This is a genomic window from Kitasatospora sp. NPDC058046 (genome assembly GCF_042885595.1).
Taxonomy (GTDB): Bacteria; Actinomycetota; Actinomycetes; order Streptomycetales; family Streptomycetaceae; genus Kitasatospora.
In genome coordinates, this window is record NZ_JBHVRS010000018.1 from 1 (window position 1) to 15,423 (window position 15,423).

A 15,423-nucleotide genomic window follows, 5' to 3' on the forward strand; every position below is an offset into this window, starting at 1 on the left:
AGCTACCTCGCAGGCCTCCACCTCCGCGCCTCAATGATCTGGATAGACGACCTCGTGCGACCACCCAACTGATCACAACATCACACAGGCCCTAGGTCTCCGGCCCGTTACGCCGTCCGTGGCGTCCCGCCTATGGTCCTTGCCGTGGATACGACGGACACGACGGATACGACCGGCATTCTGGACGAGGCGCTCCAACGACTGCACGCCTCCGGGCCCGAACGGCTCGGACGGCTCACCAACCACGCGCCGATGGCCGTCGAGGCCCTCGCCGCCCACGGACAGGCACGGTCCGTGCACCGCTGGCTCGACCTGTACGCGCGCAAGCTGGAGGACTTCCCGCGGCGCGTCGAGCCGGTCACGGACGCCAACTGGCCTGCGGCGCTCGGCGATCCGAGCCGCGCGGCCGACTGGATCGACCACTTCGAGCGCCAACTCGCCGACCACCCCTGGCGCGAGGTGCTCGCCCGCTGGTGGCCCCGGCTGCTGCCCGGCCTGTACGGCGGCTCCACGCACCCGGTGATCCGGGTGGGGCACGCCGTGCGCACCCTGCTGTCCGGCGGCGAGGCCACCGGGCCCCGGCTGGCCGAACTCGCCCACGGCCTCGGCTACTGGGCCGCCCGCCACCGGCCCGTCGCCGCCCTCGCCACGCTGCCCGGCGTGCTGTCCGGCGCGGCCGCCGCCCTCGACGCGGTGCCGCCCATCGCCCTCCAGGACGGCGGCTTCCCCGCCCGGCTCGACCGCGTCACCGCCCTGCCGGCGTGGGCGGCCGGGGTCACGCGGCCGCAGGAGGCGGCCGACCGCCTCGCGGAACTGGTACGGGCGGCCACCCACCGCTACGCCGCCTACGGGCACGGCGAGGAGACCATGCTCGTCCACGCCGCCACCGCCCCCAACGCCGTGCTGCGCGCCCTGCCCGCGCTCCCGCCGGACCTGTGGCCGGCCGGCCTGCGGGCGGCCTGGACGGCGTCGGCGGCCGTCACCGCGATGTACGCGCCGACCGAGCCGGCGGCCTGCACCCCGCCGGGCACCCTCACCCCCGAGGAGGTCTTCGAACAGGCCCTGGCGCACGGCGACGAGCACGTGATCAAGCTGGCGGACACCGCCCTCGACGTCGGCGACGCCCCCGCCCTGGCGGCGGCGCTGCGCGCCGTGGAGCTGAGCGCCCCGCTGGGGTGAGGCGGGCGCGGGGCCGGACGCGGAAAGGAAATCGGTACCGGGGCGCGTCGTCGGATCCGGCGGCTTGAACGTGTACACCGGGGCGGCAACTCCCCGATGGCGCATGCCCTCCGACCCTCTGGCCCCGTCGACCCCCTCCGACCCCGACGGCTCCGACGGCCCCGCCCCGGGGTGTCCGGCACCCCACCGCAGTCCCGCAGGACGGCATGCCCTCCGAAGAACGGCGCCGCCACCGGGTGCTCCGCAACCGCGCACCCCACCACCTTCACCGCGAAGGAGTCCTGACCATGCGGAAGCTCATCGTCGACCTGGTCGAGCGCACCGTCGCCACGTACGCCGTGGCGTTCCTCGGCCTGCTGCTGGCCGACAAGTTCGACCTCACATCGATCGGCTCGCTCAAGGCGGCGGCGGTCGCGGCGCTGCCCGCGGCCCTGACCGTGCTCAAGGGCGCGGTGGCCACCCGCATCGGCGACCCGGACTCGGCCGCCCTGCTGGGCCGCAGCAACCGCGAGTAGCCGGCCCGGCACAGCAGGGGGCGGGGCGCTATCGGGCGCCCCGCCCCCTGTCGTTGATGTCCGGTCAGCCCTCGGCCGGGAACTCGTCCCTCCGAATCGCGGTGATGAAGGAGTCCCAGGCGGCGGCCGGGAAGAGGAGGGCCGGGCCGTGGGGGTCCTTGGAGTCACGCACAGGGACGAGACCGGGAAATCCGGGGGCCACCTCGATGCACTCGCCCGCGTTGTCCCCGCTGTAGCTGCTCTTGCACCACTGCGCCCCGCTCAGCTCGGCGTTCCGCATACCGGTATTCCTCCGTTACTTCGGTCATGAAGGCATGGGAGTCGTCGACCGAGAGTACAGACCCGCGGACAAGGTCGAAGTCCCGGCGGGCCTCCTGCACGATCGAAGGGGCGTCGCTGAAGTGCCCTCGGTACAGGCTCTCCGAGTAGACCCACTCCTTCCCGTCGGGCAGCTCCAGCAGCACCACCGATGTGGTCGGCAGCTTCCGCGTCCTGCAGGAGAACGGCGCTACCTGGATCAGAATGTTGGACCGTTCCCCGACGGAGAGGAGGTGCTCCATCTGCCTTCTCATGGTGCCCGGTCCACCGATGACGCTCCGGATCGCGCTCTCATGGAGGACGACGATCATTGACGGCCCGTTGTCGACCAGGTAGCGGTCCTGCCGACTCAGCCGAGCCTCCACCCGCTCGGCCAGCCACTCCGGGTTGTTCCGGGCATCGCCGAGGCGAAACATCTCGTAGGCGTACTCCTCGCACTGAAGCAGCCCGTTGATCCGCATGTACTGGAGCACCCGGGCGGCCACGGCCTCCGCTTCCAGCTCGACGTACTTCTGGAACCAGTCGGGGTGCTCGATGTCCGCATGCCAGTCCACCCGCTCCCAGAGCCGCACCAGCAGGCCCCTCATGCCGAGCAGCTCGTCGGCTCGTTCGACGGTGTCCCTCGGCATCGAGCGCTTGCCGCTCTCGTACCGGGTGATCACTGTTCGGTGGCAGTGCAGGAGTTTGCCCAGTCCTTCCTGCGTGTAGCCCGCCAAATCGCGCGCGAAGCGGAGTGCTTCGCCGAACATCACCGCCGGGCTCGACGTGAGACCGTTCTCCAGACGCCGATGTGGCATCCCAAATCCCCTCAGGTACTGCGGGTTCCGCACTCCGGTGTGATCGTCACCGTAGTCCCGGCATCCTCCGGGTTGTTACCGGAATGCGGTCTTTTGCTTGCACAGCGTCATGGCGCGCGCCCCCGGCGTGCGCCCTTGCCGCCGACCGCTGTTCGGACGGGACAGGCCCGGTTCCCGACAGGCGTGTGCGGGAAGCCGGCCGGGCCGGCTTCCCGCACCGAGGGTGCTCGCGTTCCTCACCTGTGCCGTGGGGCGGTCACTGGTTCCAGTCGACCGTGGAGATGCCCCCGAGGTCCTGCGCGATCCTGGAGAGCGGCTGGATGTAGGTGTAGGGCCTCATCGAGTTGCCGGTTGAACCACCGGTCACCGTGCCGACAGCCTTGCTGCCGTAGAGGGCGGCCCCTCCGCTGTCACCGCCTTCGGACTGCATGCCGAGGACCTTGACCTGGTTGTACGAGGTGTACGTCTCCTCCCGCCCGTCCGGCAGCCTCCTCACCGTGGTGTAGGTGGAGATGCCGTCCAGGAACGTGCCGCACCGCCAGCCGCTTGTCACGCCCGAGGCGCAGATCTGCCCGCCGTCGGGTATCTCGTTGTCCGCGTTGCGGATGTAGCCGTCGTAGAGGTTGTAGCCGTCGGAAGTCTTGACTGCGCGCCCGCCGGGGGTCCAGCCCTTCGGGTTGTCCATCGCGATCAGCGCGTAGTCCGAGGCGGGGAACTGCCGGTCGGTGATGCGACCGATCCGGGTGTTGCGCGCGCTGTCCTGCGAGCTGTCGTCGCGCCGGATCGCCGGGTTCGACTGCTCCGGCCAGCAGTGGCCGGCGGTCACCAGGTAGGTCACACCGGCCTGCTTGATCATGATTCCGGCCGAGCAGGTGCCGGTGTTGTTCTCGTCCCGCAGGCCGTCGCCCCCGACCAGGCCGGTCCGAGCGTAGGCGGTCCCCTGGTGGGTGGTGACGCTGACCTTCGCACGGTCGGCGTCGGTGATGCCGGCCGTCCGCAGCATCGCCTCGGCGTCCGTGCCGGCCGGCACGTCCAGCACGACACGGTCGGTCCGGTTGTCCAGGGACCAGGAGCTGTCGCCCGGCGTCAGCTTCTTCTCCGCGGCCGCGTTGAGCCGCTCGTGCACCTCCCGGAGTTCGGCGGTGGTGTAGGCGGCGCGCTGCGGGATGACGCCGGCGGCCCGGGCCGCGCGCTCCCCCTCGTCGTCCAGCACGTTGGCGTGGACCTCGCCGTTCATCACGTCGAGCCACACGCCCGCGGCCTTGTCGCCCTGGCTGTCGCGGAACGCCCGGGCGGTCTTCGACAGCCCGCCCTCCGCGGCGAGGCGCTGCGCCACCTGCTGCTCGGGGAGCCCGAGTTGCTGCGCCAGCGCGTGGGCGGCGCCGCCCGGGGCGGCCGGGGGCGTCAAGGCGACGGTTCCGGTGGCCGAGGCCACGGCCGGGCTCTGGGCCGCGGCCGGTGCCAGGGTCACCCCGGCGAGCAGGAGCGCGGCTCCGGCCCTGGCGAGGGTCTTCCTGGAGACCTTCATGGTCATCTCCTTCGTGCGGATCGAACGTGTTGAGGTGAGAGGGGAGCGAGCGGGCGCCGGGCCACCGCTCAGGCGAGGATGTTCATCTGCGAGGACATCAGCCGGTACTGGCCGGAGGCGTAGTCGTAGGAGACGTAGCCGGTCCAGTACGCGCCGACCAGCGAGTCGGTGAGCTCCCGGGTGAAGGTGTACGAGGTGCCGTACGAGGCCCACTGCCAGGCGCCCGAGACGTAGGAGTTCACGCCGCACTTGTCCGGGTCGCAGTTGTACAGCCCGACCCAGTCGTACTTCCCGACCGGGTTGCCGTTGTAGTTCCAGCCGATCGTGACGACCTGGGTCTCCTTCACGTGGACGGCGGCGGCCCAGGTGCCCGGCGCGGACTGGGCCGCCGCGGCGCCCTGGGCGGGCAGCGCGCCCAGCAGGGCGAGGGCCAGCGCCGCCGCCTTCGTCGACAGGGCCACCGGCTCAGTCGATGTGGGAGCGGTGGGACTCGATGATGCGGTACTGGCTGGAGGCGTAGTCGTAGGAGATGTAGGCCGTCCAGTAGTCGCCGCTGACCGCCGGGACGCTGGTCAGGTACGAGGTGCCGTGGTTGTAGGCCCACTGCCAGGTCTCGTAGTTGTCGATGCCGATGGCGTTCGGGTCGCGCTTGTAGAGGCCGATCCAGTCGTACTTGCCGACGTTGTTCGGCGGGGTCCAGTTGATCTGGACGTAGCCGCCGTTCTTCTCGGCCCAGGTCGTGGGCGCGTCCGCCGCCAGCGTCGAGTTCGGCGCGCCCTGGACGCTCCGGACACCGGCGGGCACCGCCGCCGAGGCGGTGGCCGTACCCGCGAGGGGCAGCGCGACGGCCGTCACCAGGGCCGCGACGGCGGCGGCACGGGTGCGATGGGGAATGCGGGACATGCGAGTCCTCCTGGGTCGTCTGCCGGCGGTGCCACCTGGCGGCCGCCGAGTCCGTGACCGGACCAGGAACACGCTCGTGGACTCCCGCAGACAAGCGGTCAACGTCCTGTCGACACCCTGGTCACCACGGCCGCGGACACCCCGCCCGGCGCCCCGGGTAGACAACCGATGAACGGCGAAACGGTGAACTCCCGTACCACGCCCATGATTTCAGGAGGACAGGCCTCCGCAACGGGAAGGCCGCCGCAGGCGGCGGGGAATGCGGGGGATGCGGGGAGGGGCGGTGGCGGGGCCCGTCACAAGTGGAGCCCGCGCCACCGCCGGAGTGCAGAGAGACCGCCTCGGGCCACCGGGGCCGGGCGGTCTCTGCTGTTCGGGCGGGCCCATGCGCCAACACGGCCCGCTGCCGATGTTCCCGAGATGTTGGAGTGAACAGCGCCCCCCGGGTTCCGGACCCGCAGGTCCGGGTGACGCCGCTGTCAATCGTCACACCCGGCCAGGACGGCTTACAAGGGCGCGCTGCACAAAGGCGCATCAAAATCCGGTTTCGATTCGTTGAACTGCGGCTTTCTGGTACGACGTTCGCAAGATTTCAGGTAGGGGCCGGGACTGTCGCGCATCAATCCGCGCGATGTTCGCGGAACCGATTGGGATTCACCCATATGCCTGACAGAGTGTCATCCAACGGGCACCCCGTGCGACGCCAACCGCACAAGTGCCCACCCGTTGGAGTGGACAGTGATATAGGAGGGTTCCCTCGATGACGAGGAAGCGGAACAAGCGCGTCCCCATCCCCTGCGCGGACGGCGTCCCGAGGCCCGCGCGCCGCCCGGCCCTGCCCTGGCCGTTCGTGGCCGGACAGTCGTCCGTGACGGCCGTGACCGCCGGCCAGGTGGCCGTGGTGATCGTCGTGGTCGTCCTGACGGTCGCGCTCACCGCCGCCCTGGTGGCGACCGGCATGTCCGCCGGAGTGGCGCTCGAACTGACCACCGGGGGCTGGCTGTTGGCCTCCAGGCTGCAAAGGGGACGGGCCTAGGGGAGAGCGCCTGCCTGCGATGGGACGCCGAGAGAACCCGATCGAGACGACCGAGCCGGCGCTGAGCCGACTGGCCGCCTGGCTGCGGGAGCAGCGCGAGCAGGCCGGGTTGACGTACAGTCAGCTCGCCGTTCGGACCAACTACCACGCCACCACCCTGCAACGGGCCGCCAGCGGGCGCTCCCTGCCGAGCTGGAAGGTCGTCGAGGCCGTCACCGGCGAATGCGGCGGCGACCTCAAGACGGCCCGGCGCAAGTGGGTCCACGCCAACTACTGGGCCCACGTGCCCCGCCCCTCGGGGAGCCGGCGGCTGCGCGCACCGAGGCGGGTCGACCCCCAACAGGTCGACTCCTTCGCCGACTTGCGCCGGGCGATGCACGAGATGCGCCGCAAGGCCGACTGGCCCTCCCTGCGGGAACTGGACCGCCGGGCCCGCGACCGGGGAGGGCGCCTGCCCTCCAGCACGCTGGCCCTGGTCCTCAAGGGCGAGGCCCCGCTGCGCAAACCCGTCTTCCTCGCCTACATGGAGGTCTGCGGGGTCCGGGAGGCCCGCCGCGCGCTGTGGGCGGCGGCCTGGGACCGGACGAACAACGCCCGCACCCCGTTCCCGGTCAACTCGCGCACGTACCAGAGCGAGTTCACCCGGGCCATGCAGTCCTCCAGCGCCGGGACGTCGACGGACATCCTGTTCCGGCTCTGGATGACCCTGCGCACCAACCTGGCCGCCGACCGCGACGACGGCCCCGGCCACTCCGGCGCGGCGGGCCGCGGAGGCACCGACGACAACCCGCCGGTGCTCGTGTGACCCGGTCCGCGGCCGGGACGCGCCACCCGCGTCCCGGCCGCGGGCCCCAGCCGCCCACGGACGGGCACCCGCCCGCGTCCCCGTCGCGGGCCGGCATCCGCCCGCGGGCCGGCGCCCGCCCGCACCACCTGCGGGAAACCTCGGGACACCTCGGGAAACTCGGGACACCACCATGCCGACACCACCACGCCGCCCGGCCGCCCCCGGGCCCGCCCTGGGCCTGTGGGCGCTGCACGACCTCCACCTGCGCCACTACCTGGACTACGCCGCGCTGCTCCTGTCGCCCGCCGACGCGCCCCTGGCCGTCCGCGCCGCCTTCGAGGAGCTCGGCGGCCACTGGCTCGACGCCCTGGCCACCGCCAGCCCGGCCGCCTGCGCCTGGCAGGCGGTGCGCCGCCGCGTCTGCGCCCTGGCCGGCCCCCGGCCGCTCGGCCCGGTCGCCCACCTCACCGCCGCCCAGCAGGACGTCCTGCTGCTGCACCTGGTCCTCGACCTGTCCGCCGCCGAGATCGCCGCCCTCACCGGCACCGAGCCCGCCGCCGTCCACGTCCAGCTCCGCTCCCTGGCGGCCGCCCGCCGCTGAGCGGCCCCGCCCGGGGGTGCCCCCGCCGCGCGGCGCCCGGGGCCGGGCCGGCGGGCCGGCCCGTACGGCCGGCGGCGCACCCGGAGGTCACCGGTGCGCCGAAGAAGAGCGCCGCGAGAATTCCCGTTTCGGCCCGAGGCCTGTTACGGTCGTAGGAGTTGCAGTTTTGGTTCCCATGAACTCTGTGTGCGCCTGCTGATTCCCATCGCAGGCGTATTTTTTTTCTGAGATCCCGGCGGGTCATCAGTGCGGCGACGAGTAGCCCGCGCAGTGCGGTCTACAGCGCCTTAGAAGGAGAATTTCCCATGGCTTTCGGCACCGTGAAGTGGTTCAACGGGGAAAAGGGCTTCGGCTTCATCCAGCAGGAAGACGGCGGCCCGGACGTGTTCGCCCACTACTCGAACATCAACGCCTCGGGCTTCCGTGAGCTGCTCGAGGGCCAGAAGGTCGAGTACGACGTCACGCAGGGCCAGAAGGGCCTCCAGGCGGAGAACATCCGCCCCGTCGCTCTCTGACATTTCCCGCCGCACGATTCTCGAATCGTAGAGGGAACCGGGGCCCGTACCGCACAGGCGGTACGGGCCCCGGCCCATGTCCGCCCGCCGTCGCCGACCGTTTTCCTTATTCGCGGACTTCGCGAACCGGAATAAAACGGGCATGAGGGAATCCGCCCACCCGCCGGACCCGCCGGACCCGCCGGACCCGCCGGACCCGCCGGACCCGCCGGACCCGCCGTACGAGCCGGACCAGGCGACGCGAACCGGTCCACGCCCTCCCGCCCGCCGCCGACCGTCCCGTGCAGAAGCCGGCGGTCGCGCCCGCCCCGGGGTGAGCCCGACGGCGGACCGGGACCGTAGACGTGGACGGGGCGCCCGCTGCCGGAGCGGGCGCCGCGGCGCGAGGAGGCAGGCGTGCTCAGGTTCCACGGCGCATGGCGGATCACCGTGGTCGGCACGAGCGCCGACTTCGACCAGCGGGCGGTCGTGCGCGGTGCGTACGGACTGCGGGTGCTGCCGGGGCGGGTCGGCGCCACGATCGCGGTCGACGAGGAGAGCTGGACGCTGTCCCTGGAACACCACCCGTGGGGCCGCACTTGGCAGCCCAACCTGCGCACCACCCCCGGTCCGGTCACCGAACACGACGGCCTGCGCAGCCAGTTGCTCACCAGCAACGACCGCCACTGGCCGGGCAAGCCGCTCGGCTACGTCAACTTCGTGCTGCGCCTGGAGCAGAGCGTCGCCCCGACCGGCGTCCCCCCGCTGCCGTCGCCGTCGCCGGGGGAGTACGGGCGGGCCACCCGGTAGCCCGACGGCGGGTCCGGGGGCTACCCCCAGGCCGGAGCGGCCCGCTGGCCGGGTGTTGCGGCGGGCGGGCGCCGAGTTGACTGGTCGTATCCGCACCAGCCGACCGACCGAAAGGCCGTCACCCGTGTCGTTCCGCACGACCGTCCGCACCGCCCCCCGTACCACCGCCGCCCGTACGACCGCCGGCGAGCCCGCCTCCCGCCGCCGCGGTGCCCGGATCGCCGCCGTCGCCGCCCTGGCCGCCGCGCTGGGCGCCACCGCCATGAGCGGCAGCGCCTCCGCGATCGTCAACGGCCGTGACTCCACCGAGCGTTACCCCTTCATGGCCACCCTCCCGCTGAGCGCGAAGCAACTCGCCGACGGCGCCTGCGGCGGCACCCTGATCGACCGCCAGTGGGTGCTGACCGCCGCCCACTGCGTGGTGGGCACCGAGGACACCGGTGTCACCCTCAAGGGCACCGTGCGCATCGGCAGCGCCCACCGCGACAGCGGCGGCAGCGTACGGAACGTCGAGCGCGTCGTCGTCCACCCCGGCTTCGGCTTCGGCGACGGCGCCACCCGCCCCAACCACGACGACCTCGCCCTCGTCCGCCTGGACCGCCCCGCCGCCGGGCAGCCCATCCGCATCGCCGACCACCCCGGCACCCCCGGCACCCCCACCCGGCTGCTCGGCTTCGGCACCGTCGTCGACACCCAGGACTACCAGCAGATGGTCTTCCCCGACCGCCTCCAGGAACTGCCCAGCCGCATCGGCGCACCGGCCGACTGCGCCCCCGGCTACGCCGACCCCACCCGCCTGTGCACGCTCAGCCGCGTCCCGCAGGCCATGGCCTGCTTCGGCGACTCCGGCGGCCCCCAGATCCAGCGCGGCCGCGGCGGCCGCTGGGAACTGGTCGGCGCCACCTCCGGCCCCGGCGCCCCCGGCGTGCCCTGCGCGGGCGGCCCCGGCCTGTACACCGACGTGCCCGCCTACGCCCCCTGGATCCGCGCCACCATCGCCGCCGGCTGACGGCCCGGCACCACCACGCGGCTAAAGTCCCAGGTGAGAACCGTCGCGCCCGAGGAGAACCCGCCATGCCGACCGACCCCGCCGCCACCGCAACCCCCGCCCCCGCCGCGCGCCCGCACCCCGCGCGCCTCGGCCTGGGCACGGCGGCCGTCGGCCGGCCCGGCTACATCAACCTCGGGCGCGACACCGACCTGCCCGCCGACCGCACCGTCGACGCCCTGCGCGCCCGCACCCACACCCTGCTCGACGCCGCGTACGCCGCCGGCGTCCGCTACCTCGACACCGCCCGCTCCTACGGCCGCGCCGAGGAGTTCCTCGGCCAGTGGCTCGCCGAACACCCCCGGGCCGCCGCCGAGGTGACGGTCGGCAGCAAGTGGGGCTACACCTACACCGCCGACTGGCGGACCAGCGGAGTCGCCGCACACGAGGTCAAGGAGCACTCGACGGCCGTCTACGACCGCCAGATCCACGAGACCCGCGCCCTGCTCGGCGACCACCTGGACGTCTACCTCGTCCACTCCGTCACCCCCGACAGCCCCGCCCTCACCGACCCCGCCCTGCACCGGCGCCTCGCCGCCCTCGCCGCCGACGGCGTGCGGGTCGGCCTGTCCACCAGCGGCCCCGCCCAGGCCGACACCATCCGCCGGGCCCTCGCCGTCACCGCCGACGGCCGACCGCTGTTCACCGCCGTCCAGGCCACCTGGAACCTGCTGGAGACCTCCGCCGCCCCCGCCCTCGCCGAGGCCCACGCGGCCGGCTGGCTCGTCGTGGTCAAGGAGGCCATGGCCAACGGCCGCCTGGCCGGCCGCAACGCCACCGGCCCCGACACCGCCGCCCTGCGCACCCTCGCACAGCACACCGGCGCGACCGCCGACGCCCTCGCCCTGGCCGCGGCCGCCGCCCAGCCCTGGGCCGACACCGTCCTCTCCGGCGCCGCCACCCCCGAGCAGCTCACCTCCAACCTCGCCGCCACCCACCTGCGCCCCACCCCCGAGGGCCTCGCCGCCCTCGCGCCCATGGCCGAGCCCGCCGAGGCCTACTGGCGCACGCGGGCCGCACTGCCCTGGTCCTGACGGGGCGCCCGCCGCCGGGCGCTGTCGGTGCCCGCCCCTACGGTGGGCCGCATGATCGAGCACCCGGACCTCGCCGCCGCCCTCGCCGCCCTGCCCGTCGACCTGCCGCCCGGCCGGCTGGTCACCGAGGAGGACGGGCGGGAGCCGCTGCTGTGGATCAGCGACGACCCCGCGCCCGCCGGGCTGTGGCGGCAGCTGCACCGCGCCCACGCGCAGACCGGCCTGTGGCCGCTGCTGCTCAGCCCGCTGGACCGCACCGACGACGACTACCGGCCCTGGCTGTCCGGCGAGCTGTACCCGGCCGAGGCCTCCGAGCCCTCCCGCTACGACCCGCAGGCGCTGCTGCGCGGCTGGTGGAGGCAGGTCGACGAGGACGAGGACGGGGACGGGGACGTGAGCGAGGACGCCGGGATCCTGGACGAGGCCCTGGCCCCCTACGGCCGCGTCTGGCCCGGCCCCGCCCCCGCCGCCACCGTGCCCGACGGCGCCGCCGGCACCGAGGCCCGGGAACTGGCCGAGGTGCTGGGCTCCGTCAAGGACGTCCGCCTCGGCCTGGTGCGGGCCGGCAGCGGCGCCGAGGCGCTGACGGTCTGCGGCTGGGGCGGCCCGGCGAACCACGCCGGCACCGGCAGGATCGCCGCCGTGCTCGCCGACTGGGAACGCCGCTTCGGCACCCAGGTGGTCGAAGTCGGCTTCGCCACCCTGGAGTTGAGCGTCCCCGTGCCGCCCGCCACGCTCGCCGAGGCGCTCCCGCTGGCCGCCGAGCACACCGCCTTCTGCCCCGACCTCGTCTTCCAGGGCACCGGCACCCTCACCGCCTACGCCGAGCAGCTGGTGGACGCCCACCAGTGGTCCTTCTGGTGGGACTGACCTGACCCCGGGGGGGTACGGGGCCGGGGGCCCATGCCCCCCGGCCCCCCGGACCCGCCCGGCGGCCGAGCGCCGCCGGTGTGGCATGCTGCGCCGGGCCGCGAACCGAGCGCGAGCACCGACCGCACCACACCCCCCCCGAGGAGCACGCCCTGAACACCGCCTGCGCCGAAGCCCTGTCCGCAGGACTCCTGGTGCTCGTCCTGGTCTGCGCCGTCGCCCGCCCCTGGGGCTGGCCGGAGGCCGTCGTCGCCGTGCCGGCCGCCGCCCTGCTGGTGGCGACCGGCGCCGTCCCGCTGGAGCACGCCACCGCCGAAGCCGCCCGCCTCGGACCGGTGATCGGCTTCCTGGCCGCCGTCCTGGTCCTGGCCAAGCTCTGCGACGACGAGGGACTGTTCCGCGCCTGCGGGGCCTGGATGGCGCGCAGCGCCGCCGGACGCCCGCGCCGCCTGCTGGTCCAGGTGTTCACCGTCGCCTCGGTCGTCACCGCCGTGCTCAGCCTGGACGCCACCGTCGTCCTGCTCACCCCCGTCGTCCTCGCCACCGCCGCCCGCCTCGGCGCCCGGCCCGCACCGCACCTGTACGCCTGTGCCCACCTGTCGAACACGGCATCGCTGCTGCTGCCCGTCTCCAACCTGACCAACCTGCTCGCCTTCACCGCCAGCGGCCTGAGCTTCGGCCGCTTCGCCGCCCTCATGACGCTGCCGTGGCTGGCGGCGGTCGGCGTCGAGTACCTGGTGCTGCGCCGCTGCTTCGCCGCCGACCTGGACGCCGCCCCGGCCGAGACCCCCGAGACCGGACCGGCCCCCGCCATGCCGGTCTTCGCCCTGGCCACCGTCGGCTGCACGCTCGCCGGGTTCGTCCTCACCTCCGCGCTGGACGTCAACCCGGCCTGGGCGGCGGCCGCCGGCGCCACCGTCCTGGCCGCCCGCGCCCTGGCCCGCGGCCACGCCACCCCCGCGACGGTGGTGTGCTCGGCCGCCCTGCCGTTCCTGGCGTTCGTCCTCGCCCTGGGCATCGTGGTGCGCGCGGTCGTCGACAACGGCCTGGCCGCCGGCCTCGCCCACCTCGTCCCGTCCGGCACCGCGCTGCCCGCCCTGCTCGCCACCGCCGCCCTGGCCGCCGTCCTCGCCAACGTCATCAACAACCTGCCCGCCACCCTCGCCCTGGTGCCGCTGGCCGCCCCCGTCGGGCCCGGCGCCGTCCTCGCGGTCCTGCTCGGGGTGAACATCGGCCCCAACCTCAGCTACGCCGGCTCGCTGGCCACCCTGCTGTGGCGCGGCATCGTCCGCGACCGCGGCGTACCGGTGGACCTGCGCGAGTTCACCCGCCTCGGCCTGCTCGCCGTCCCCGCCACCCTCACCGCCGCGGTCCTGGCCCTGTGGGCCTCGCTGCGCCTGATCGGGGTCTGACCGGGGCCTCGACGGGCGCCGGGGTGCCGGGGCCGCGCCGGGCCTACGCGGGGCGCAGGACGGGATCGATCCCCGCCAGGACTTCGTGCAGCCGGCGAGCCCCCGAGGCACCATGGTCGTCGGTGCCCATGGCAAGCCTCGCGTCGCCGTGTCGTGGCGGAGCAGGAAGTCGGCGGGTCCGACGTCCCGCGTCGGGGAGTGGCCGGCGGGCCCGGGCCGGTCAGTACTCGGAGCTGGGGGCCGGTGTGACCGGGCCGAGGTCCGGTGCGTCGCGCAACTCCACAGCCGTGCCGTGGCGTTCGAGTTCCAGGACGACCAGTTCGTTGGCGCCGGCCTGCCACAGCGGGGCGGGGGCGTAGAGGGTGCGCTGGGGGCCGGCGGCGCAGTGGCGGCCGAGCAGGAAGCCGTTGAGCCAGAGCAGTCCGCGGCCCCAGTGGGGCAGGGCGATGAACGCGTCGGCGGGGGAGGGGAGTTCGGCGGTGAAGCGGTGGAAGGCCGGTTCCCCGTCGCGTACTCCGGTTTCGTCGGTGAAGCGCAGCGCGGACAGGTCGGTCAGCGGCAGGGGGCGGATCTGCCATTCGAAGAGCCGCTGGTGGCCGTGCGAGACGCCGCGGGTGATGCCCTTGCGGTCGTCCATCTGCGGGCCGTAGTTCACCCGGCCCAGTGCCTCGACCAGGATGTCCAGCACGACGCCGTCGGGCCCGGTGGCCAGCGGCAGGGTCGCGCCGGGGGAGTTGCGCTCCAGCGTCCCGAGCGGGCGGCCGTCCGCGAAGACCTGCGCCCGGTCGGCCAACCCGTCGATGCGCAGCGGCAGTTCGGGGCGCGGCCCGGGCACGCGGGTGCGGTAGTGGATCAGGCCGCGGTCCTGCCCGACCTGCTCCATCGGCAGCGGTGCGGCGTGCCGTCGCGGCCGCGACAGCGCGTCCAGGGCCTCGGCCAGGGGCGCCCGCCCGTGCGCGCGCTCCAGCCGCTGCGGCGCCACCCGGGGTACGGGGGCGGGCAGTTCGCCGTCCGGCAGGGGCAGGTAGCGGCCGATGACCTCGCGCAGGGCGTGGAACTTCTCGGTCAGCTCGCCGGCCTCGCCGATCGGCGCGTCGTAGTCGTAGCTGGTGACGGTCGGCTCGTAGCCGGCGTCCAGCGGGTGGGCGCCGGAGTGGTTGGCGCCGGACCACAGGCCGAAGCTGGTGCCGCCGTGCGCCATGTAGAGGCTCACGGAGGCGCCGGTGGCGAGGAGTTCGTCGAGCGAGGCGGCGGTCTCCTCGGGGTCGCGGACGTGGTGCGGCAGGCCCCACTGGTCGAACCAGCCGATCCAGAACTCCATGGCGGTCAGCGGGCCTTCGCCCTGGTGGCGGCGGAGCACCGCGAGGCGCTCGGGCGCGCGGGAGCCGAAGGTGGCGGTGGCGAGGTGACCGGGGATGGCGCCGCCCTGCTGCATGGTGTCGTGGGCGCCGTCGGCGGTGAACAGCAGGCAGTCCACGCCGCGCCGCACCAGGCCGTCGCGCAGGTGGGCGAGGTAGGCGGCGTCGTCGCCGTAGCTGCCGTACTCGTTCTCCACCTGCACCGCCACCACCGGCCCGCCCCGGCTCGCCAGCAGCGGCAGCAGCTCGGGCACCAGCGCGTCGAACCAGCCGTCCACCTCGGCCAGGTACGCCGGGTCCGCGCAGCGCAGCCGCAGCCCGTCCACCGCGAGCAGCCGGGCGGGCAGCCCGCCGAACTCCCACTCCGCGCAGATGTACGGGCCGGGGCGCAGGATCACGTCCAGGCCCAGGCCGCCGGCCAGCCGCACGAACCGGGCCACGTCCCGCCAGCCGGTGAAGTCCACCGTCCCGTCGGGCAGTTCGTGGAAGTTCCACGGGACGTAGGTGTCCACCGTGTTCACGCCCAGCGCCCGCACCCGCCGCAGCCGGTCCTCCCACAGCCGCGGGTGCACCCGGAAGTAGTGCACCGCCCCGGCCACCACCCGGTGCGGCACCCCGTCCCGCACGAACCCGTCCGCGTCGTACCCGAGCATGCGCACACCCCGCCTTCCCGCAGGACACCCCCGCGGGCCCCGGAGGCCCCGGAGACCCGGCACAGCCGAGCCTAGCGAGG

The 15,423-nt window shown here is 74.0% G+C and carries 17 protein-coding genes; 11 read left to right on the top strand and 6 right to left on the bottom strand.

Going from position 1 to position 15,423, the window contains the following annotated elements; genetic code table 11:
• Positions 1-132 precede the first annotated feature (132 nt).
• Together ACFVU7_RS30135 and ACFVU7_RS30140 are read left to right on the top strand one after the other, a co-directional pair.
• A complete protein-coding gene (locus ACFVU7_RS30135; RefSeq protein WP_388048205.1) occupies positions 133-1,179 on the top strand; it encodes a questin oxidase family protein in 1,047 nt (348 codons plus the stop codon).
• Between the two features lie 287 nt (positions 1,180-1,466).
• Positions 1,467-1,694 (top strand): holin, encoded by a 228-nt coding sequence (locus tag ACFVU7_RS30140; protein ID WP_049657972.1) that lies wholly within the window; start codon positions 1,467-1,469, stop codon positions 1,692-1,694.
• A gap of 64 nt (positions 1,695-1,758) precedes the next feature.
• On the opposite strand, the gene ACFVU7_RS30145 is transcribed toward ACFVU7_RS30140, so the two are convergent.
• The 5 genes from ACFVU7_RS30145 to ACFVU7_RS30165 all read right to left on the bottom strand — a co-directional run bounded on the left by ACFVU7_RS30145 (position 1,759) and on the right by ACFVU7_RS30165 (position 5,240).
• Positions 1,759-1,896, bottom strand: coding sequence for a DUF397 domain-containing protein (locus ACFVU7_RS30145; protein WP_388048207.1), 138 nt, complete (start codon positions 1,894-1,896; stop codon positions 1,759-1,761).
• On the bottom strand, positions 1,859-2,842 hold the full coding sequence (locus ACFVU7_RS30150) for a helix-turn-helix transcriptional regulator (RefSeq protein WP_082346111.1): 984 nt from the start codon (positions 2,840-2,842) through the stop codon (positions 1,859-1,861). Before ACFVU7_RS30150 ends, ACFVU7_RS30145 begins: the two co-directional genes overlap by 38 nt.
• A 223-nt stretch (positions 2,843-3,065) precedes the next feature.
• Positions 3,066-4,337 carry a S1 family peptidase gene (locus ACFVU7_RS30155; protein WP_380782011.1) on the bottom strand — a complete coding sequence of 424 codons (1,272 nt, stop codon included), beginning with the start codon at positions 4,335-4,337 and terminating at the stop codon, positions 3,066-3,068.
• Between the two features lie 68 nt (positions 4,338-4,405).
• Positions 4,406-4,798, bottom strand: a complete 393-nt coding sequence (locus tag ACFVU7_RS30160; protein ID WP_049657962.1) for a hypothetical protein — start codon at positions 4,796-4,798, stop codon at positions 4,406-4,408.
• 4 nt (positions 4,799-4,802) lie between these two features.
• A complete protein-coding gene (locus ACFVU7_RS30165; protein WP_049657959.1) occupies positions 4,803-5,240 on the bottom strand; it encodes a hypothetical protein in 438 nt (145 codons plus the stop codon).
• Between the two features lie 760 nt (positions 5,241-6,000).
• Here ACFVU7_RS30165 and ACFVU7_RS30170 point away from each other — a divergent pair.
• The 9 genes from ACFVU7_RS30170 to ACFVU7_RS30210 all read left to right on the top strand — a co-directional run bounded on the left by ACFVU7_RS30170 (position 6,001) and on the right by ACFVU7_RS30210 (position 13,332).
• Positions 6,001-6,276 (top strand): hypothetical protein, encoded by a 276-nt coding sequence (locus tag ACFVU7_RS30170; RefSeq protein ID WP_375874348.1) that lies wholly within the window; start codon positions 6,001-6,003, stop codon positions 6,274-6,276.
• Between the two features lie 19 nt (positions 6,277-6,295).
• Positions 6,296-7,081, top strand: coding sequence for a helix-turn-helix transcriptional regulator (locus ACFVU7_RS30175; RefSeq protein WP_049657953.1), 786 nt, complete (start codon positions 6,296-6,298; stop codon positions 7,079-7,081).
• Between the two features lie 172 nt (positions 7,082-7,253).
• On the top strand, positions 7,254-7,664 hold the full coding sequence (locus ACFVU7_RS30180; RefSeq protein WP_074001055.1) for a sigma factor-like helix-turn-helix DNA-binding protein: 411 nt from the start codon (positions 7,254-7,256) through the stop codon (positions 7,662-7,664).
• Between the two features lie 305 nt (positions 7,665-7,969).
• A complete protein-coding gene (locus ACFVU7_RS30185) occupies positions 7,970-8,179 on the top strand; it encodes a cold-shock protein (RefSeq protein ID WP_049660537.1) in 210 nt (69 codons plus the stop codon).
• Between the two features lie 396 nt (positions 8,180-8,575).
• A complete protein-coding gene (locus tag ACFVU7_RS30190; RefSeq protein ID WP_388048210.1) occupies positions 8,576-8,968 on the top strand; it encodes a hypothetical protein in 393 nt (130 codons plus the stop codon).
• A 124-nt stretch (positions 8,969-9,092) separates the two neighbouring features.
• Positions 9,093-9,977: a trypsin-like serine protease gene (locus ACFVU7_RS30195; RefSeq protein ID WP_234348714.1), complete on the top strand. Its 885-nt coding sequence runs from the start codon at positions 9,093-9,095 to the stop codon at positions 9,975-9,977.
• Between the two features lie 65 nt (positions 9,978-10,042).
• A complete protein-coding gene (locus ACFVU7_RS30200) occupies positions 10,043-11,050 on the top strand; it encodes an aldo/keto reductase (RefSeq protein WP_388048212.1) in 1,008 nt (335 codons plus the stop codon).
• 51 nt (positions 11,051-11,101) lie between these two features.
• Entirely contained in the window at positions 11,102-11,920 is an 819-nt protein-coding gene (locus ACFVU7_RS30205; RefSeq protein ID WP_388048214.1) for a DUF4253 domain-containing protein, read from the top strand.
• Positions 11,921-12,072: 152 nt separating this feature from the next.
• Entirely contained in the window at positions 12,073-13,332 is a 1,260-nt protein-coding gene (locus ACFVU7_RS30210; RefSeq protein WP_388048422.1) for an SLC13 family permease, read from the top strand.
• Between the two features lie 220 nt (positions 13,333-13,552).
• On the opposite strand, the gene ACFVU7_RS30215 is transcribed toward ACFVU7_RS30210, so the two are convergent.
• Positions 13,553-15,343, bottom strand: a complete 1,791-nt coding sequence (locus ACFVU7_RS30215) for a beta-galactosidase family protein (protein ID WP_388048215.1) — start codon at positions 15,341-15,343, stop codon at positions 13,553-13,555.
• Between the last annotated feature and the right edge of the window lie 80 nt (positions 15,344-15,423).

Bases quoted from the DNA above. Each gene is read 5' to 3' on its own strand.
- ACFVU7_RS30135 (WP_388048205.1), top strand. From the start codon at position 133: ATGGTCCTTGCCGTGGATACGACGGACACGACGGATACGACCGGCATT.
- ACFVU7_RS30140 (WP_049657972.1), top strand. From the start codon at position 1,467: ATGCGGAAGCTCATCGTCGACCTGGTCGAGCGCACCGTCGCCACGTAC.
- ACFVU7_RS30155 (WP_380782011.1), bottom strand. From the start codon at position 4,337: ATGAAGGTCTCCAGGAAGACCCTCGCCAGGGCCGGAGCCGCGCTCCTG.
- ACFVU7_RS30165 (WP_049657959.1), bottom strand. From the start codon at position 5,240: ATGTCCCGCATTCCCCATCGCACCCGTGCCGCCGCCGTCGCGGCCCTG.
- ACFVU7_RS30170 (WP_375874348.1), top strand. From the start codon at position 6,001: ATGACGAGGAAGCGGAACAAGCGCGTCCCCATCCCCTGCGCGGACGGC.
- ACFVU7_RS30175 (WP_049657953.1), top strand. From the start codon at position 6,296: ATGGGACGCCGAGAGAACCCGATCGAGACGACCGAGCCGGCGCTGAGC.
- ACFVU7_RS30180 (WP_074001055.1), top strand. From the start codon at position 7,254: ATGCCGACACCACCACGCCGCCCGGCCGCCCCCGGGCCCGCCCTGGGC.
- ACFVU7_RS30185 (WP_049660537.1), top strand. From the start codon at position 7,970: ATGGCTTTCGGCACCGTGAAGTGGTTCAACGGGGAAAAGGGCTTCGGC.
- ACFVU7_RS30200 (WP_388048212.1), top strand. From the start codon at position 10,043: ATGCCGACCGACCCCGCCGCCACCGCAACCCCCGCCCCCGCCGCGCGC.
- ACFVU7_RS30205 (WP_388048214.1), top strand. From the start codon at position 11,102: ATGATCGAGCACCCGGACCTCGCCGCCGCCCTCGCCGCCCTGCCCGTC.
- ACFVU7_RS30215 (WP_388048215.1), bottom strand. From the start codon at position 15,343: ATGCTCGGGTACGACGCGGACGGGTTCGTGCGGGACGGGGTGCCGCAC.